The sequence below is a fragment of the Variovorax sp. Soil_C_39 genome (assembly GCF_057656815.1).
This window is the reverse complement of record NZ_JBDGJQ010000002.1, coordinates 355,472-372,829: the sequence shown is the minus strand read 5'-3', so window position 1 is coordinate 372,829 and position 17,358 is coordinate 355,472. Positions and strand designations below refer to the sequence as shown.

Sequence of the window (17,358 nt, the reverse complement as noted above, 5' to 3'; positions counted from 1 at the left end):
TCCCTCCGGGAGAGGGCCGGCGGCCTTGGCAGAAGCGCGCCATATCCACCGCCGTTGCCCTCACCCCCGCCCTCTCCCGGAGGGAGAGGGAGCAAGACAACCGGGTCGCCTTGTCTTTGGCTGCCCGCCGGGGCGAGACCCGGCCTCCGCCCTTATCCAGAACAGCCCAAAAACCGCCCGCAAACCCGCATGAACACTGGCGAATAAGCTTATCTGCATAAGAGTCGAACCAAAAAGTAGTTTGGATCCATAAGCCCTGCTTTCAGAATCCTGCCTTTCTTGCTGCCAGGCGCCGCGCTTCTTCAAGAACCACACGATGTACCAATACACAGACTTCGACCGCCAGTTCGTCCGCCAACGGGCTGCCCAATTCCGTGACCAGCTCGAACGCTGGCAAAAAGGCAAGCTCAGCGAAGACGAGTTCAAGCCGCTGCGCCTGCAGAACGGCTGGTACGTCCAGCGCTACGCGCCGATGCTGCGCGTGGCCGTGCCCTACGGCGAACTCTCGAGCCGCCAGCTGCGCGTGCTCGCGAAGATCGCTCGCGAATACGACGAGCCCGAAGCCGAGGTCTACCGCCAGGCGCTCGAGATCCAGGGCAAGCTCGGCAGCCACAAGCTGCCGACCCACTACGCCCACTTCTCGACGCGCCAGAACGTGCAGTACAACTGGATCCCGCTCGCCAAGTCGGCCGACGTGATGGACCTGCTGGCCTCGGTGGACATGCACGGCATCCAGACCAGCGGCAACTGCATCCGCAACATCACGAGCGACGAGCGCGCGGGCGTCGCAATCGACGAAGTGGCCGACCCGCGGCCGTACGCCGAAATCATGCGCCAGTGGAGCACGCTGCATCCCGAGTTCGCGTTCCTGCCGCGCAAGTTCAAGATTGCGATCACCGGCGCCACCGAAGACCGCGCCGCCACCGGCTGGCACGACGTGGGGCTGAAGCTCGTGAAGAACGCGGCCGGGGAGATCGGCTTTCGCGTGCAGGTGGGCGGCGGCATGGGCCGCACCCCGATCGTCGGCACCGTGCTGCGCGAGTTCCTGCCGTGGCAGCAGATCATGAACTACCTCGAGGCGGTGATCCGGGTCTACAACCGCTATGGCCGACGCGACAACATCTACAAGGCGCGCATCAAGATCCTCGTGAAGGCCGAAGGCCAGCGCTACATCGACGACGTCGAGGCCGAGTACAAGCAGATCATCGAACACGACGGCGCGCCGCACACGATCACGCAGGCCGAGTTCGACCGCGTGGCCGCTTCCTTCGTGCCGCCGACGCTCGCCACGCGCGTGCTGCAGAGCGCCGAGAAGACCGACGCCGAGCTGCGCGCCCATGCCGCCGACGACGTGCAGTTCGCGCGCTGGCTCGCGCGCAACGTGGCGCCGCACAAGAACCCCGCGCTGCGCGCCGTGACGCTGTCGTTCAAGCGCCTGAAGCAGGCCCCCGGCGATGCCTCTGCCGACCAGCTCGACACGCTGGCGGTGCTGGCCGATCGCTTCTCGGCCGGCGAAGCCCGCGTGACGCACGACCAGAACATCGTGCTGCCGTGGGTGCATGCCGAAGACCTGCATGCGCTGTGGCTCGCCGCGCGCGCGGCCGGTTTCGCCAGCGCCAACGTGCACCTGCTGACCGACATGATCGCCTGCCCGGGCGGCGACTTCTGCTCGCTGGCCAACGCGCGCTCGATCCCGATCGCCGAAGCGATCACCGAGCGCTACCAGGATCTCGACGAACTCGACGACATCGGCGAGATCGACCTGCACATCAGCGGCTGCATCAACTCGTGCGGCCACCACCACAGCGGCCACATCGGCATCCTCGGCGTCGACAAAGACGGCAAGGAGTGGTACCAGGTGACGCTCGGCGGCGGCGACGGCTCCGAGCTCGGCGGGCCTGCGCAGGCCGGCAAGGTGGTCGGCCCCTCGTTCTCGGCGGCCGAGGTGCCGGCGGTCATCGAAGCCGTGCTCACGGCCTACCGCGACAGCCGCGAGGGCGGCGAGAACTTCATCGACACGCTGCGCCGCGTGGGCCACGACCCGTTCAAGGCCGCGGCCAACGGTGCGCGCTTCAAGGTGGAGGAAGCGGCATGAACCGTCGACTCAACATCCTTGCGGCCGAGGAACACGTGGACGACGGCGACCCGAAGGTGCTGCAGCTCGCGAACGACGCCGACCCGCTCGCCATCGAGGTGTGCCTCGAAGACATCGAGCGCATCGACCTGCACTTTCCCAAGTTCACCGACGGCCGCGCCTACAGCCAGGCCTTCCTGCTGCGCCGTCGCCTCGGCTTCAAGGGCGACATCCGCGCGACCGGCGACGTGCTGATCGACCAGCTGGTGCAGATGGAGCGCATGGGCTTCTCGAGCGCGGTGCTCAAGGAAGGCGTGGACGCCACCGACGCGCAGCGCCAGTTCGACCGCTTCGCCAATTTCTACCAGGGCGACGCGGTTACCCCCGCGCCCCTCTTCAAGCGCGAAGGCGCAAGCGCATGAGCAACCTCGAGCTCGAACTGGCACGCATCAACACCGAGCTCGGGCGCAACGCCGAGGGCTTGGTGGACTGGGCGATCAGCCTCGGCCAGAGCGCGATCGTCACGACCAATTTCCGGCCCTTCGAGGCGGTGATCCTGCACATGGTCACGCGCGCCAGGCGCGACGTGCCCGTGGTCTGGATGGACAACGGCTACAACACCGAAGCCACCTACCGCTTTGCCGACGAAGTAACGAAGCAATTGGGCCTCGACCTGCACATCTATCTGCCGCGCCGCTCGCGCGCGCACCGCGAGGCGGTCGATGGCCCGACGCCCGCGCTCGACGATCCGCGCCATGCCGCGTTCACCGAGGAGGTCAAGCTCGAGCCGTTCGCGCGCGCGCTGCGCGAGACGGCGCCGAAGGTGTGGTTCACCGCGCTGCGCGCCACCGACACGGCCGTGCGCGCGCAGATGGACCCGGTCAGCGTCAACCCCGACGGGCTGATCAAGGTCGCACCGCTCCTGCACTGGTCGTCGAAGGAGCTCTACGCCTACTGCGAAGCGCACGGCCTGCCGAACAACTTCGACTACGTGGACCCCACCAAGGGCGAAGACAACCGCGAGTGCGGACTGCATCTCGCACACTGACCGAGCACCCATTTGATGAACGCCCGCACCGAATCCGAACTGCTGCTGCCACCGACGCACCTGTCGAACACGCACCTCGATGCGCTCGAGGAAGAGACCATCTTCATCCTGCGCGAAGTGGCGGCCGCCTTCGAGCGCCCCGCCCTGCTGTTCTCGGGCGGCAAGGACTCGCTGGTGCTGCTGAAGTGCGCCGAAAAGGCCTTCGGCGCCGGTCGCATTCCGTATCCGCTGCTGATGATCGACACGGGCCACAACTTTCCCGAGGTGACGGATTACCGCGACCTGCGCGCGAAGGAGCTGGGCGCCGAGCTGATCGTGCGCAGCGTGGAAGATTCGATGGCGCGTGGCACGGTGCGCCTGGCGCACCCCGGCGAATCGCGCAATGCGCACCAGTCGGTGACGCTGCTCGAAGCGATCGAAGAATTCCGCTTCGACGCGCTGATCGGCGGCGCCCGCCGCGACGAGGAAAAGGCGCGCGCCAAGGAGCGCATCTTCTCGCACCGCGACGCCTTCGGCCAATGGCAACCCAAGGACCAGCGGCCCGAGCTCTGGACGCTGTTCAACACGCGCCTCGCCCCGGGCGAGCATTTCCGCGTGTTCCCGATCTCGAACTGGACCGAACTCGATGTGTGGCAGTACATCGAGCGCGAGCAGGTCGGCCTGCCGTCGATCTACTACACGCACAAGCGCGAAGTGGTCGAGCGCCGCGGCCTGCTGGTGCCCGTGACGCCGCTGACCCCGCCGCGCGACGGCGAGACGGTGCTAACGCGCGACGTGCGCTTTCGCACCGTGGGCGACATCACGACCACCTGCCCGGTCGAAAGCCTGGCCGCCGATGCCGGCGATGTGGTGCTGGAGACGCTGTCGGTCGACGTCAGCGAGCGCGGCGCGACCCGCATGGACGACATGACGTCGGAAGCTTCGATGGAAAAGCGCAAGAAGGACGGATATTTCTGATGACCACGACGACTGCATCCCCTGCCATCGCCGCCGACACCGGCACCGCCCTGCGCTTCATCACCTGCGGCTCGGTCGACGACGGCAAGAGCACGCTGATCGGGCGCCTGCTGGTCGACAGCAAGACGGTGCTGCAAGACCAGCTGGCCGGCGTGCAGCGCGGCGGCGAGACCGACCTGGCGCTGCTGACCGACGGCCTCTCGGCCGAGCGCGAACAGGGCATCACGATCGACGTGGCCTACCGCTACTTCTCGACCGCCAAGCGCAAGTTCATCATCGGCGATGCGCCGGGCCACGAGCAGTACACCCGCAACATGGTCACGGCCGCCTCGGCCGCCGACGCCGCGGTGGTGCTGGTCGATGCCACCAAGCTGGCCTGGGCAGCCGAAGTCGAGGACGGCACCGTGGTCAAGCGCGAGCTGTTGCCGCAGACGCGCCGCCACACGCTGCTCACGCACCTGCTGCGCGTGCAGTCGATCGTGTTCGCGGTCAACAAGCTCGACGCCATCGGCGACGCCGCGCTGGCCTTCGAACGCATCTCGACGGCGCTGAACGCGTTTGCGGAAGCCGCGGGCGTGAAGGTCGCGGGGATCGTGCCGATCTCGGCGCTCAAGGGCTGGAACGTGGCCACGCGGCATGCCGACTGGGTCGGTTACGAGGGCCCGAGCCTGCTCGAGTTGCTCGAGGCACTGCCGGTCACCGTACAGGACGAGGCCGTGCCCTTCGCCTTTCCGGTGCAATGGGTGGAAAAGTTCTCTTCCTCCGCAGACACCTCCCAAGGCCGCCGCGTGTTCTGGGGCCGCGTGGCCTCGGGCCATGTCGAGCCTGGCCAGCGTGTGACCGTGCTGCCGAGCGGCCAGACCGCAACGGTCGCCCAGGTGCTGAGCCACACGCGCACGCCGAAGGCGGTGCATGCGGGCCACAGCGCCGGCATCGTGCTCGACCGCGAGGTCGACGTGTCGCGCGGCGACTGGCTGCTGGCGCCCGGCGCCTTCGAACCGGTGCGCGAGATCACCGCGACGGTGGCCTGGCTCGACGACGAGCCCCTGGTGGCGGGCCGGATCTACTGGGCGCTGCAGGGCCACCGCTGGGTCAAGGCCAAGGTGGCGCGCATCGTCGATCGCGTCAACATCACCACGCTCGAATCCGAACCTACAGCGCAGCTCGAAGCCAATTCCATCGGCGACGTGGTGCTGGCGCTGCAGCAGCCGCTGGCGGTGCTGCCGTTCACGCAATCGCGTGCGCTGGGCTCGCTGGTGCTGGTCGATACCGCCACCCACAAGACCGCCGCGGCCGTGCTCGTGCAGCCGGCGGCTGTAAACGCCTAAAATCACGGGTTTTCCCCGACCATTGCCGTTAGAAAAAGCCCATGACCCACGTCGTCTCCGAAGCCTGCATCCGCTGCAAATACACCGACTGCGTGGACGTTTGCCCCGTGGATTGCTTCCGCGAAGGCCCGAACATGCTGGTGATCGATCCGGACGAGTGCATCGATTGCGCCGTGTGCATTCCCGAATGCCCGGTCAATGCGATCTATGCCGAGGAAGACCTTCCGGCCAACCAGATCGCGTTCATCAAGCTCAATGCCGAACTCGCCCTGGCCGACGGCTGGAAGAGCATCACCAAGCGCAAGCCCGCGCTGCCGGACGCCGAAGAGTGGAAAGACAAGACCGACAAGGTCGGAGAACTGGTCCGCTGAGACCCCACTGAGACCAGGGACCTGCGCCGCATGCCGAACCCGACAGAGACCGACGCGCTGATCATCGGCGCCGGCCCGGTCGGGCTGTTCCAGGCCTTCCAGCTCGGCCTGCTCGAGATCCCCTGCCACATCGTCGATGCGCAGCCCGCCGCGGGCGGCCAGTGCGTGGCGCTGTACGGCGGCAAGCCGATCTACGACATTCCCGGCACGCCGGTGACCACCGGGCGCGGCCTCGCGGACGCGCTGCTCGCGCAGGTGGCGCCCTTCAAGCCGCAGTTCCACTTCGGCGAGCAGGTTGCCACGCTCGAACGCCAGGCCGACGGCCGGCTGCTGCTGGCCACCACGGCCGGCACGGCCTTTCTTGCAAAAACGGTGTTCATCGCGGCCGGCGTGGGCGCCTTCGTGCCCAAGCGCATCGCGCTCGATAACATTGCCAGGTTCGAGGGCACCGCCCTCTTCTATCACCCCGATTCGCTGGAGCGCTTCGCGGGCCAGGCCGTGGTGGTCAATGGCGGCGACGACACCGCACTCGAAGCGGCCATGGCGCTCGCGGGCATTGCGCGCCAGGTCACGCTGGTGCACCGGCGCGACGGCTTCCAGGCCGACGAGGCCACGGTCGCCGCACTGCGCGCGCAGGTGGCCGAAGGCCGGCTGGCCTTCGCGGTGGGCCAGCCGAGTGCGTTCGACGGGCGCACGCTCCAGATCACCACGCCCGACGGCGCCGCGGTCGACCTGCCGCTCGACGCGCTGGTCGCCTTTCTGGGGATTTCGCCGCGGCTCGGGCCGATCGCCGACTGGGGTTTCGAGCTCGAACGCAAGCAGGTGCCGGTCGACACCGAGAAGTACCAGACCCGCGAGCACGGCGTGTTCGCGGTGGGCGACATCAACACCTACCCGGGCAAGAAGAAACTGATCGTCTGCGGCTTCCACGAAGCCACGCTGGCCGCCTGGGCCGCCGCGGCGATCGTGTTCCCGGGCAAGGCGATTCCGTTGCAGTACACGACCACCAGCACCCGCCTGCACGAACTGCTCGGCGTCGCCGGACACTGAGGCAGCAACCGCTCAGCGCCCCGCGGGCAGCAGCAGCAGCGCGCGGTACCGCGCGATGAAGCGGCCGATGGCGGCGGCGTAGCGATCGATGTCCGCATCGGCGAGCGGCAGCGACAGCACGACGAAACCCCGCGGCGAGGTGTAGATGCCCTCTTCGAGCAGGTGGAAGAACAGCAGCTGGCGCAGCCGGGCGTCGACGCCCGCGAGATCGGTCACGCGCCGCACCTCTCCGCGCACGAAATGCGCATTCATCAGCGAGCCGATGCCCGTGAACTGCATCGCCACGCCCGCCTCCGCGCAGAGCGCATCGAGGCGCGCGCGCATCGCCTCGCCGCGCGCGCTCAGCGCAGTGGCCGCTTCGGGCGTGAAGAGCTTCGTGAGCCCCGCATGGCCGGCGGCCATCGTCATGACGTTGTTGTTGAAGGTGCCCGAATGCGCGAGCGCGCCGCTGCGCGGGTCGAACTGCGCCATCACGTCGGCGCGACCGCCGAAGGCCCCGAAGGACATGCCGCCGCCGATGTACTTGCCGAGCGTCGTGAGGTCGGCACGGATGCCCAAATGTGCGGCAAGGCCCTGCGACCCGAGCCGCGAAGTCATGACCTCGTCGAAGACCAGCAGCGCACCCGCTTCGCTCGCCGCTGTGCGCAGGGCGTGCAGAAAGTCGGGCTGCCCCGGGATGCAGCCGGCCGCGCCCTGCATGGGCTCGACCAGGACCGCGGCAATCTCGGACGCATGCCGCGCGATCTGCGCCTGGGCGAGCGCGGTGTCGTTGTAGGGCAGCACGAGAAAGTCGAAGGGCACGGTGGTGGGCAGGGGCTTGTCGCCGAAGCCCAGCACGCCGCCGTGGTAGCCGCCCGAGAACACCACGATCTTGCGCCGTCCCGTGAAATGCAGCGCGGCCGTGAGCGCCATCAGGTTTGCCTCGGTGCCCGAGTTGGTGAAGCGCAGCTGTTCGATCTGCGGAAAGCGCTCGCAGATCAGCTGCGCGAGGCGCCCTTCGAGCAGGTTGTGGCCCGTGAGGTTGATGCCGCTGCGCATGGCCTCGATCACCGCGTCGCGGATCTCGGGCGCCGAGTGGCCGTAGACGCCGGCCGTGTACTCGGCGATGAAGTCGGCATAGCGGTGGCCGTCGGCGTCCCACAGCGTCGCGCCCTCGCCTTTCGCGATGGTGAGCGGGAACGGCGCGTAGAACAGCACCGAGCGGGTGTTGGCGCCGGGCAGGTAGCGCACCTGTACGTCGAACTGGGCCCGGCTTGCGGGGTTGGCCTCGGCGAAGCGGCGGTGCGCGTCGGCAAGGGCCTGGTCGATGTCGTGTGTCATGCGGCTTCTCCTTGGAGCGAGGCGGGTTCGGCCGGTGCGTCGCGCCCGATGCGCAGCAGCGCGTCCTTGAGCCACAGCACGCCGGCATCGGAATTGGAGCGCCGGTTCCAGCACACCACCGAACGGTAGCCCTGCAGTTCGAAGGGCAGCGGATGCACCGCGAGCAGGTGGCGAAAGCGGTCGGCCACGCGCAGCGGCATCACCGCCACGTGGTCGGTCTGGGCGAGCAGGTCGACGATCTGGCCGAAGCTGGTCATCGCCACGCTCATGGTGCGCGTGCGTCCTAGCCGCGCCAGCACCTGGTCGATGAGGTCGTCGAGCGCCGAACTCCCGTAGCCCAGGAACACGTGCGGCCAGGCGCAGAAGGCATCGAGCGTAGCCTCTTGCGCCATGGCCGGGTGCCCGCGTCGCACCGCCACCACGTAGCGGTCTTCGTACAGCAGTGCCGACTCGCAATCGCTCGGCGGTGCCAGGCGCGGCAGCACCGCGATGTCGAAGTCGCCCTTGCGCAGCCGTTCGGTCAGGGTAAGGAAAGAGCTGGTTTCCCAGTAGATGCGCACGCGCGAGCCGCATGCCACGAGCTCGTTTGCGAGCCGCGGCAGCAGCAGGTGGCTCGCGTAGTCGCCGCCCGAGATGCGGAAGATGCGCTGCGACGCCGCGGGATCGAAGCCCTCGCCGGGCTCGAGCATCGCCGAGAGATCGGCCAGCACGCGCTCGACCTGCCCGGCCAGCGCCTGTGCGCGTGCGGTGGGCGCCACGCCGTGCGCGGTGCGCGTGAACAGCGGATCGCCGAAGGTGTCGCGCAGCCGGTTGAGCGATGCGCTCACCGCGGGCTGGCTCAAGAACAGGCGAGTCGCCGCGCGCGACACGCTGCGCTCGCGCATCAGCGCATCGAAGGTCCGCAGCATGCCGACGTCGAGGCTGCGGATATCACGTTGGGCCATATCTCATATCCAAAGCTTCGAATTGCCCGTGGGGCGGGCTGTCCGTATCGTCGAGCGCACAAGTACATCATGACTGGAGACCTGCGATGAATCGGTTCAGACCCTCGCCGCGTGCGCGGCACGCCACGCGGCGCCGCGCGCTCGGCATTCTTGGCGCGGGCTTCGCGGCACTGGCCGCCGGCCCCGCCTTCGCGCAGCAGCAGCCCGCGCAGTTTCCCGCGCGTGTCGTACGCATCGTTCCCTTCGGCACGGCGGGCGGGCCGATCGACACCATCGCGCGCATCTATGCCGAGAAGCTCAAGGCGCGCTGGAACCAGCCGGTGATCGTCGAGGCCCGGCCGGGCGCGAGCGGCACCATCGCGGCGGATGCCGTGGCCAAGGCCGCGCCCGACGGCTACACGGTGCTTCTCACGCTGCCGCTCACGCACATCAACAACGTGGTGCTGCAGCCGCGCCTTCCCTACGACCCGGTAAAGGACTTCGAGCCGCTCTCGCAGATCGCCACGGGCGGGCCGATGCTGATCGCGCGTGCCGCCGCGCCGTTCTCTAACGTGCGCGAGTTCGTGGCCTACGCCAAGGCCCATCCGGGCCTGAGCTACGGCACCTGGGGCAACGGCTCGAACGCGCACCTGTTCGGCGAACTGCTGGCGCGCCAGGCCGGCATCGAGCTCGTTCATGTGCCCTACAAGGCCGAGGCCGCGGCGCACAACGACATGTTCGGCGAGTCGCTCGGCGTGGCCTTTGCCAATCCGTCGACCGCGCGCGGCCTTGCGCAGGCCGGCCGCATCAAGGTGCTCGGCATCACCGGCCGCCAGCGCGTGCGCTCGATGCCCGACGTGCCCACCTTCACCGAGCAGGGCTTCCAGGGCTTCGACCTCGACAGCTGGATCGGCGCGTATGCGCCCGCGAAGACGCCGCAGCCCGTGCTCGACGAGTGGTCGGCCGCGCTGCGCGAGATCACGAAGATGCCCGACGTGCAGGAGCGCCTGGCCGGCTTCGGCTTCGAGCCGCTGGGCAGCACGCCGGCCGAGTTCCGCGCCAGCTACAAGGCCGATTTCCCCCGCGTCGCGGCCCTCATCAAGGCCGCAGGCGTCACGCCCGAATGAGCAATTCCATGCCCTCTTCCGCCACCTCTTCTGCCACCTCGCCTTCCGCTTCGCCCACCCTCCCCGCCGCCACCTCCGACCCCGGCTGGCAGCCGATCTCGTTCGACACCGGCACCGCCTACGGCCGGAAGCCACCGCACCACAGGCCGGAGCTCACCGAGGTCGGCGCCGGCACGCCCATGGGCGAGCTGCTGCGCCGTTACTGGCACCCCGTCGGCCTGGCCGCGGACGCGAGCGACACGCCGCGCAAGGTGCGCGTGCTCGGCGAAGACCTGATCCTCTTTCGCGACAGGAAGGGACGCCCGGGCCTGGTGCACTGGCGCTGTGCGCACCGCGGTGCCTCCCTCTACTACGGGCGCGTCGAGGAGGAAGGCATCCGCTGCTGCTACCACGGCTGGATGTTCGACGTCGAGGGCCATTGCGTCGACCAACCCTGCGAGCCCGAGGGCGGCGCACGCAGCCGCGGGCGCGTGCGCCAGCCCTGGTACCCGGTGCAGGAGCAATACGGCCTGGTCTGGGCCTATCTCGGCCCGCCCGAGAAGAAGCCCGTGCTGCCGCGGTACGACTGCCTCGAAACCCTCGGCGAGGGCGAGACGCTGGAGGCCGACGGCAACAGCATTGGCGGCGGCGGGCCGCAGATCATTCCGTGCAACTGGCTGCAGCACTACGAGAACGTGGCCGATCCGTTCCATGTGCCGGTGCTGCACGGCAGCTTCAGCGGCACGCAGTTCGTGGCGTTGATGGGCCAGATGCCCGAAGTGCAATTCGAGAGCACCGAGACCGGCGTGCTGATCACCTCGGTCCGCCGGCTCGAGGACGGCAGCGTCTTCCGCCGCGTGGCCGGCCCGGTACTGCCCACGCTGCGGGTGGTGCCGAATCCGCGCGTGGCGGAATTCGGGCGCGTCGAGTCCATCGGCTGGGTGCTGCCGATCGACGACCACAGCTTCCGGATCTACACCGCGGGCCGGGTGAAGAACCCCGGCGATCTCGCCCGTGTGCGCTCGCGCCTGAACGGCAAGCTGTGGGAGGAACTGAGCGAAGCCGAGCACCGCGCCTTTCCGGGCGACTACGAGGCGCAGGTGAGCCAGGGCGCGATCACTGCGCATTCCGAGGAACACCTGGCCTCCTCGGACCGCGGCATCGTCATGCTGCGCCGGCTGCTGCAGCGCCAGCTCGACGCGCTGCGCGAGGGCCGCGACCCGGCCGGCGTGAGCTTCGATCCCGCAGCGCCCCCGGTGCAGTTCGAGGCCGGCAACTTCCTCGTGCACCAGTGAACCTCGCGATCCCGGTGCGGGTGGCGCAAAAGACGGTGGAAGCCGAAGACGTGGCCGGCTTCCGGCTGGTCGCTGCCGATGGCCGGCCGCTGCCGGCCTTCGCGCCGGGCGCGCACATCGACGTGGCGCTGCCCGGCGGCCTGGTGCGGCAATACTCGCTGTGCAACCTGCCCGCGCAGGACGCGCACTACGAGATCGGCGTGCTGCGCGATGCGGCTTCGCGCGGCGGTTCGCGCGCGCTCCACGACGCGGTAAACGAGGGCGCGCTGTTGCAGATCGGCACGCCGCGCAACCATTTCCCGCTCGCCGAGGACGCCACCCACAGCCTGCTGCTCGCCGGCGGCATCGGCGTGACGCCGCTGCTGTCGATGGCGCAGCGGCTGGCCGCGCTGGATGCGGATTTCGCGCTGCACTGCTGCAACCGGACGACCGCGCGCACGGCCTACCGGCGGCGGCTGGAAGACAGCGCCTTCGCAGGCAAGGTGTTCTTCCACCACGACGACGGACCGCCCGAACAGCGCCTCGACCTCGCGGCCACCCTCGCGCATCCGGGACCCGGCAGGCATCTCTACGTCTGCGGGCCGCAGGGCTTCCTCGACGCAGTGCGCGCCACCGCGCGCGCGCTCCAATGGCCGGACGCGCAGGTGCACTTCGAGTACTTTGCTGGCGCCGCCCCGGTCGGCGACGACGCAGGCAGCTTCGAGGTCGCGCTGCGCAGCAGCGGCCGGGTGATCCGCGTGCCCGCCACGGTCAGCGTGGCCGACGCGCTCGCGGCCGAGGGCATCGAGATCCCGCTGTCCTGCGCCCAGGGCGTGTGCGGCACCTGCCTCACGCGGGTGCTGGCCGGCGAGATCGAGCACCGCGACCTCTATCTCACGCCCGCCGAACAGGCGGCCAACGACCGGTTCCTGCCCTGCTGCTCGCGGGCCCGCTCAGCCCGGCTGCTGCTCGACCTCTAGCAGTTCGTACAGCACCATCGGCATCTGCCTCCCGCGCAACTCGACCTGGCCCTCGATCCGGCGCGTGGGCAACCGGTCGCCGAGGCCCGCACGGGTGGCTTCCGACACCAGCGTGCGCGTGCCCAGGTGCTTGTTGGCGCCCTCGATGCGGCTTGCGACGTTGATCACGTCGCCGAGCGCGGTGTAGGCAAGGCGGTCGCTCGAGCCCAGCACGCCGGCGATCACCATGCCCGTGTGGATGCCCACGCGGGTGCGGAAGGCCTGCAGGCCCTCGGCCTGCCATCGGCGATTGAGCGGGGTCATCTCGGCATGCAGTTCGAGCGCCGCGATGCAAGCACGGTATTCCGCGTCGGGCAGGTCGAGCGGCGCGCCCCAGAGCACCATGATCCCGTCGCCCATGTACTTGTCGACGACCCCGCCGTGGCGCGCGAACACGCGCTGCGCGAGGTTGAAGTACTCGGTCAGTTGCGCCACCAGCACATCGGCCGGCAGCGACTCGGAGATGCCCGCGAAGCCTTCGACGTCGGTGAACATCGCGGTCACCCGGCGCGGCGAGCCGCTGGGCGCGAGCGCATGGCCCTGGGCGATGAGCTGGCGGATCACGCCCACGGGCACGAACTTGCTGAAGGCCTTGAGGCTGCGCGCCGAGTCGTCGAGCGCCTGGTTCAGGTGCTGGATCTCGAGCACTCGGCTGTGCTCCTGCGGCAGATCGTCGAGTTCGAGCCGGCCGATGCGGCGCGCGGTGTGCGAGAGCTTCTCGATCGGCGTGGTCACGAGCTTGGACAGCCGCAGCGAGATGAGCAGCGCGAGCACCAGGAACACCAGCGTGAGCACCAGGCCCCAGCGCAGCAGGCGCCTCAGGTCGCCGAGCAGCGCGTCCTCGGGCTCCCAGCTGATGAGCTCCCAGCCGGTCGCGCCGATGTGCGAGGCCTCCACACGGTAGCGCCGCCCCTCGTACGCGAGGGAGAAGCTCTCGTCCTCCACGTTGTACGAAATGCCGTGGGCCTTCATGTAGGCGTCCACCGCTCCGAGAATGCCGCCCTCGGGCGCCTTCAGCATGCGCACGGGATCGGTGTGGTCGCTGCGCGCGAGCACATGGTGGTCGTCGCTCAGCAGCACGCTGTCGCCGGGGCCGCGGCTGCCGAATGCGCGCACCAACCGCGACAGGTGCCCGAGCGAGAGGTGCGCCACCACCACCAGCCGCTGGACGTTCCCCTCGTCGTCGGTGCGCTGCGCGGGCTGCACGTAGCTCACGCCGAGCTCCTCGTCCTCGGCCAGGTGGAACGGCGGCGTCCACACCGGGAGCGGCGCCTCCAGCGCGCGCTTGTACCAGTCGCGCTCGGTCACGTCGTGGTCGCTTCGGAAGGCCTCGATGCGTCGGGTGGCGAAGCGCTCGCGCGCGCTGCCGCCTTCGGCGTCGGGCGAGGGCTTGAACTCCCAGGTCTCGGTGCTGAAGCCGCTGTCGCGCACCACCTTGCGGATCGCGGTTTCGGGATAGCGCTCGGCCATCAGCAGGTGGCCGTCGTCGCTCGCCACGCCGATGCTGTCGAGCTCGGTGGCCTCCTCCAGCATGGTCCAGAGCAGCTCGGCGCTGCGCTCGCCGTCCTCGCCGAGCGGATGCAGGCTCGGCGAATCGCCGATCGCATGCACCACCGCCTGGGTCTTGGCCAGGAACGCGAGCAGGTTGTCCTCGACGCGGTCGTGGCTCACCTTGTGCGCCGAAGCGCCGACACGCGACACCAGCCGCTGCGCGCCCCAATAGCCGAGCGCCACCAGCAGCAGCGACTGCACCAGCGCGACCAGGCAGATGATGGTGCCGACGTCGACCCTGAAGCGTCGCAGGCGCACGGGGGCGGCCTCGGTGGTCTCTGGCGCGGGATGGCTGGATCGGTCTGGCATGCGGGGCGGTGCTCGTCGGGACGGATTGTCTCCCGCCCGGCGTCCCCGGGGAAATACCGGTCGGCGTCGCGTTCGGCGGCCGGCACGGCCCGTCGACAGCGCCTAGCATCTCCTGGAATAGTGAAGGCGTTCTGGACAGGACTCGGGCATGCGAAAAGCCCGCGCAAGGCGGGCTTTCGAACATTGAACACGGCGTTCTCGACTACGCGGCTTTCTCGTTGTCTCCCGGTCCATTGAGACGCCATTGCACGTCATCGCTGAGGTCCGTTTCCATTGTGATCGGCTCTTCACTTTCGTTCACGCGATTCCAATGCATCACGTCGAAAGTGAGTTGGACGGCATCACCGACCATCTGTTCGCGTCGCTGTTGGAAGGAGCGGTGAGCAATATTGCGGGGCGCTTCATCAATATCTGTCCAAAGCGTTATTTGCTGACTTCCCTGCCATGTTGTCACTGCGAGGTTTGCGCGATAGGGTCTTCCTGTCACTTCGTCGCGTCGAACTTCTTCGCGCGCTGCACCCGAGAACTGCTCGGCCAGACGCTCCAACGCAGTTTTCGGCTTCGGCAGAGGCCAGCCCATGGAAACCGCGTACTTCGCGACGTCGTGCATGTCGACAGACGACTTGCCGGTCGTCTCCTTGTAGCGCTTCATGATGCCTTGCATTTCTTGAGACTTTTTCGCCATGGCTAACCTCCTTTAAATTCCAACTGGAGCTACATCGCCCCAGCCGTCGACGACAGCGCTAGGGGTCACGATTGATCTGATCTTCGCCAAGTGAGTGGCGAATCGGTTGTATTGACCGGTCCGAAAACGAAGTTGACCGGCAACTAGTCCTGGGTGAACTTTGAGTGTCGCGGCCACGCCAAGAATGTCGCGGTCGGCGAACATCGGCGCCTTCCGAGCGATGAAGCTATCCATCGTCTTGCGCGGCACGCAGAACTCTGATGCCGCAATATTGGCGATCCTCTCTTCTTCGGAGACGGACTGGTCCGTCCCAGCCTTTACCCCTTCCAACTCCGAGTCAATCACGATCTCGCTCTTTCCATGCTCGTGCAGGACATGCTCCAATTCATGCCGCAGTACGAACCAGAAGTTGTCGATTCGATCAAAGCGCATCGACAGACCGACTACGGGCGAGCTGGGATTGAGCCAAAAACAAACGCCATCGATCTTGGCAGATGGAAGTGACTCGACGATCACGAATCGGATGCCGCATTCAGCGAGCACACGAGGCACCTTGCGAGCTTCTTCAGCGGCCGACATAAGCGGTTTGAGTAGTTCAATCGCGCGCAACCCGCTGGTCTGTGAATACTTCGCCACGATCATCTCGGAGGCAATTTGTTTGACCCGGTACAGCCATGCCAACTGCACTGGCGTTGCATCCGCTGATATCGCAGTGCGCTTCGCCGCGTGCGGCATGATTTCGATTTCTTCGACCGAACTCACTCCGAAAAACTCAGAGAGCGATTTCTCGACCGCGGGCATATCACGCACATCGCTAACATTCAACCAGCCGCGCTTGATCATCTCGGCCACCGGCAGGCCACCAAAAAGATGAGCACGGGCAGCGCGCTTCGGGTTCGGACGAGCGACGAGTCGCGCCTTTGCCAGATCGTAGTCACGCTGCAATGCCAAGAATCGCTCGGCCGGGACCCCGAAAACTTCCTCCAGAGAAATCGCAATCTCCGGAGTCACGGCCTTCTTGTCAGCGATCATCTTGCTGACGCCCGTCTCATCTGACTCCAGCACAATCGCAAGGACACGATTGGTCCAGCTCCGCTGCTCCAGCAACGCCGCTATCAACTGTCCGGGGGTTCTATACTGCTCATCAATCGACATGTTTGCGATCATACGTCGACTTGCACAAAATCGCAAACTGTTGTTTTTTTTGGTGTTCACTTGGACAGTAGCCAAACGTCCGACCTTCCATGGGTAACCTGAACGATCCGGATACCGCGTCTTCATCAGCCCTGCCGACTAGGCCGTCGTCACTTGCTAAGCTCCCTCGACGACTTCGGCAGATTCTGAGTGGCAGGTCATCGGCACCGTCCTCGCCGTAGTCGGACTGTCGATTCGACCAAATAAGACCATCACGCCCAACAAAATGGCTGCTCCCAACCCCGTACTCGACACACTGCTGTTCGTAGATACCAATGTGTTGTTGGACTTCTATCGGATCAGAAAATCTGATGTCAGCACGAGCTACCTTGAGCAACTTGAAATTTGCCGTGATCGGCTCATCATCGGCGCGCAGGTCGAGATGGAATACAAGCGGAACCGACAGAAGGTTCTGCTGGACTACATCACTTCTTCGTCCGCACCCGACTGGTCAAAGCTGACACCACCTGCCTTGATCGCGGACGCCAAGGCAGTCGAGATGATCGAGAAGTACCAGGGCCTGATCATGGAAAAGAGAAAAGTGGTGACGGAAAAACTCAAGAAGGTGTTGAGTGATCCGACGCATCACGATCCTGTCTACCGTACTTTGCAGCGGCTCTTCCGGCGGCAATCGCCCCTGAACCTGAATCGAGCTAAGGAAGTTCGTTTCGAGGTGCGTGAACTCGCTGAAAAGCGCTTCAAGCTTGGATACCCGCCGCGCAAGTCGAGTGACACATCCATGGGCGATGCGATCAACTGGGAATGGATAGTGCGGTGCGCGGCCGACACTGGTAAGCATGTGGTCATCGTCACCCGCGACACGGATTACGGGGTCATCCAGGGCGGCCAATCATTCTTGAACGACTGGTTGCGGCAAGAGTTCAAGGAGCGCGTCGGGATAAGACGGAAGCTGATCCTGACGGACAAGCTATCCGTTGGCCTAAAGACTGTCCACGCAGCCGTGACACAGGAAATGGAAGAGGAAGAAGCACTGCTTCTTGCTCAGATCCCACCTTCGGCCGCCGATGAATTTGATCATGTTGAGGGCTAACTCGGGGTGAAGAAATCGGGTTGATAAAACTTCATACGAAGTACTCAAACCGAAGAAAAACAAAGCGGCGCCGACCCTAGTCCCGGAAGATCCATGGC

16 protein-coding genes are annotated in these 17,358 nt (G+C 66.8%); 11 read left to right on the top strand and 5 right to left on the bottom strand.

The window, feature by feature from the left end; genetic code table 11:
• Nucleotides 1–316: 316 nt before the first annotated feature.
• Genes AC3A6J_RS05815 through AC3A6J_RS05785 form a run of 7 tightly spaced genes read left to right on the top strand, consistent with a single transcriptional unit; the run spans nucleotide 317 to nucleotide 6,828 of the window.
• The gene (locus AC3A6J_RS05815) at nucleotides 317–2,095 is read left to right on the top strand and encodes a nitrite/sulfite reductase (RefSeq protein ID WP_487858960.1); all 1,779 of its coding nucleotides are present in this window, start codon (nucleotides 317–319) and stop codon (nucleotides 2,093–2,095) included.
• A complete protein-coding gene (locus tag AC3A6J_RS05810) occupies nucleotides 2,092–2,496 on the top strand; it encodes a DUF934 domain-containing protein (protein ID WP_487858959.1) in 405 nt (134 codons plus the stop codon). Before AC3A6J_RS05815 ends, AC3A6J_RS05810 begins: the two co-directional genes overlap by 4 nt.
• Nucleotides 2,493–3,122: a phosphoadenosine phosphosulfate reductase domain-containing protein gene (locus tag AC3A6J_RS05805; protein ID WP_487858958.1), complete on the top strand. Its 630-nt coding sequence runs from the start codon at nucleotides 2,493–2,495 to the stop codon at nucleotides 3,120–3,122. The genes AC3A6J_RS05810 and AC3A6J_RS05805 overlap by 4 nt, the downstream gene beginning before the upstream one ends.
• Nucleotides 3,123–3,137: 15 nt before the next feature.
• Nucleotides 3,138–4,079 carry a sulfate adenylyltransferase subunit CysD gene (gene cysD / locus AC3A6J_RS05800; protein ID WP_487858957.1) on the top strand — a complete coding sequence of 314 codons (942 nt, stop codon included), beginning with the start codon at nucleotides 3,138–3,140 and terminating at the stop codon, nucleotides 4,077–4,079.
• Nucleotides 4,079–5,407 carry a sulfate adenylyltransferase subunit 1 gene (locus AC3A6J_RS05795; protein ID WP_487858956.1) on the top strand — a complete coding sequence of 443 codons (1,329 nt, stop codon included), beginning with the start codon at nucleotides 4,079–4,081 and terminating at the stop codon, nucleotides 5,405–5,407. Before cysD ends, AC3A6J_RS05795 begins: the two co-directional genes overlap by 1 nt.
• A 41-nt stretch (nucleotides 5,408–5,448) precedes the next feature.
• Nucleotides 5,449–5,778, top strand: coding sequence for a ferredoxin FdxA (gene fdxA, locus AC3A6J_RS05790; protein ID WP_126746444.1), 330 nt, complete (start codon nucleotides 5,449–5,451; stop codon nucleotides 5,776–5,778).
• 30 nt (nucleotides 5,779–5,808) lie between these two features.
• Nucleotides 5,809–6,828, top strand: coding sequence for an NAD(P)/FAD-dependent oxidoreductase (locus AC3A6J_RS05785; protein ID WP_487858955.1), 1,020 nt, complete (start codon nucleotides 5,809–5,811; stop codon nucleotides 6,826–6,828).
• A gap of 12 nt (nucleotides 6,829–6,840) precedes the next feature.
• On the opposite strand, the gene AC3A6J_RS05780 is transcribed toward AC3A6J_RS05785, so the two are convergent.
• Complete coding sequence (locus tag AC3A6J_RS05780) at nucleotides 6,841–8,148, bottom strand: aspartate aminotransferase family protein (protein WP_487858954.1); 1,308 nt, start codon at nucleotides 8,146–8,148, stop codon at nucleotides 6,841–6,843.
• Nucleotides 8,145–9,092: a LysR family transcriptional regulator gene (locus AC3A6J_RS05775; RefSeq protein ID WP_487858953.1), complete on the bottom strand. Its 948-nt coding sequence runs from the start codon at nucleotides 9,090–9,092 to the stop codon at nucleotides 8,145–8,147. The genes AC3A6J_RS05780 and AC3A6J_RS05775 overlap by 4 nt, the downstream gene beginning before the upstream one ends.
• Before the next feature lie 86 nt (nucleotides 9,093–9,178).
• Between AC3A6J_RS05775 and AC3A6J_RS05770 the strand changes: the two genes are divergently transcribed.
• From AC3A6J_RS05770 to AC3A6J_RS05760, 3 genes are read left to right on the top strand one after another with little or no spacing between them, the layout of a single operon-like run.
• Nucleotides 9,179–10,198: a Bug family tripartite tricarboxylate transporter substrate binding protein gene (locus AC3A6J_RS05770; RefSeq protein ID WP_487858952.1), complete on the top strand. Its 1,020-nt coding sequence runs from the start codon at nucleotides 9,179–9,181 to the stop codon at nucleotides 10,196–10,198.
• Nucleotides 10,199–10,206: 8 nt separating this feature from the next.
• The gene (locus AC3A6J_RS05765; RefSeq protein ID WP_487858951.1) at nucleotides 10,207–11,472 is read left to right on the top strand and encodes a Rieske 2Fe-2S domain-containing protein; all 1,266 of its coding nucleotides are present in this window, start codon (nucleotides 10,207–10,209) and stop codon (nucleotides 11,470–11,472) included.
• Nucleotides 11,469–12,431: a PDR/VanB family oxidoreductase gene (locus AC3A6J_RS05760; RefSeq protein ID WP_487858950.1), complete on the top strand. Its 963-nt coding sequence runs from the start codon at nucleotides 11,469–11,471 to the stop codon at nucleotides 12,429–12,431. Before AC3A6J_RS05765 ends, AC3A6J_RS05760 begins: the two co-directional genes overlap by 4 nt.
• On the opposite strand, the gene AC3A6J_RS05755 is transcribed toward AC3A6J_RS05760, so the two are convergent.
• From AC3A6J_RS05755 to AC3A6J_RS05745, 3 genes are all read right to left on the bottom strand, one after another.
• Entirely contained in the window at nucleotides 12,405–14,330 is a 1,926-nt protein-coding gene (locus AC3A6J_RS05755) for an adenylate/guanylate cyclase domain-containing protein (protein WP_487858949.1), read from the bottom strand. The genes AC3A6J_RS05760 and AC3A6J_RS05755 overlap by 27 nt on opposite strands.
• Nucleotides 14,331–14,532: 202 nt before the next feature.
• The gene (locus AC3A6J_RS05750; RefSeq protein ID WP_487858948.1) at nucleotides 14,533–15,015 is read right to left on the bottom strand and encodes a hypothetical protein; all 483 of its coding nucleotides are present in this window, start codon (nucleotides 15,013–15,015) and stop codon (nucleotides 14,533–14,535) included.
• Nucleotides 15,016–15,027: 12 nt separating this feature from the next.
• Nucleotides 15,028–16,230, bottom strand: a complete 1,203-nt coding sequence (locus AC3A6J_RS05745; RefSeq protein ID WP_487858947.1) for an ImmA/IrrE family metallo-endopeptidase — start codon at nucleotides 16,228–16,230, stop codon at nucleotides 15,028–15,030.
• 205 nt (nucleotides 16,231–16,435) lie between these two features.
• Between AC3A6J_RS05745 and AC3A6J_RS05740 the strand changes: the two genes are divergently transcribed.
• Nucleotides 16,436–17,260 (top strand): PIN domain-containing protein, encoded by an 825-nt coding sequence (locus AC3A6J_RS05740; protein ID WP_487858946.1) that lies wholly within the window; start codon nucleotides 16,436–16,438, stop codon nucleotides 17,258–17,260.
• The last annotated feature ends 98 nt before the right edge of the window (nucleotides 17,261–17,358 follow it).